Source organism: Mycobacterium sp. UM_Kg27, from assembly GCF_000972905.1.
Classification (GTDB): Bacteria; Actinomycetota; Actinomycetes; order Mycobacteriales; family Mycobacteriaceae; genus Mycobacterium.
The window spans coordinates 1-441 of record NZ_JRMM01000329.1 but is presented as its reverse complement, the minus strand read 5'-3'; the positions used below and the strand labels follow the sequence as shown (position 1 = coordinate 441).

Sequence of the window (441 nt, the reverse complement as noted above, 5' to 3'; positions counted from 1 at the left end):
CAACACCCCCAGCACCACCGGCACCACCATTGCCACCACGACTGCCCGCAGTGCCGTCCCCACCACGCTCACCGGCACCACCATCAACCGCACCCGCAGACCCGTCACCACCACGGGAACCAGCACCACCACTAGTGCCGTGGACACCCTGAGCGCCGTGACCACCGGCCCCACCGACACCACCATTGCCGCCATCACCGTCCGCAGCCCGGGTCACCCCGTCCGCGGTCAGGCCACCCGCGCCGCCGTTGCCGCCGGCACCACCATTGCCACCCGCGGTGCCATCAACGGCACCCGCGAAGCCATCGACACCGTCAGCGCCCCGGCCACCGGCACCACCATTACCGCCGATCCCGGCGACACCATCGGCCCCGGAAGCGGCCTGGCCACCGCGACCAGAGCCACCGGCGCCACCGACACCGGCGTTACCACCGGCGCCAC

At 72.6% G+C, this 441-nt stretch carries 1 pseudogene; it reads left to right on the top strand.

Features of this window, described 5'->3' with window-relative positions:
• Nucleotides 1-157 precede the first annotated feature (157 nt).
• Nucleotides 158-441 (top strand): annotated as a pseudogene (locus LI94_RS24180) (hypothetical protein); the annotation flags it as partial.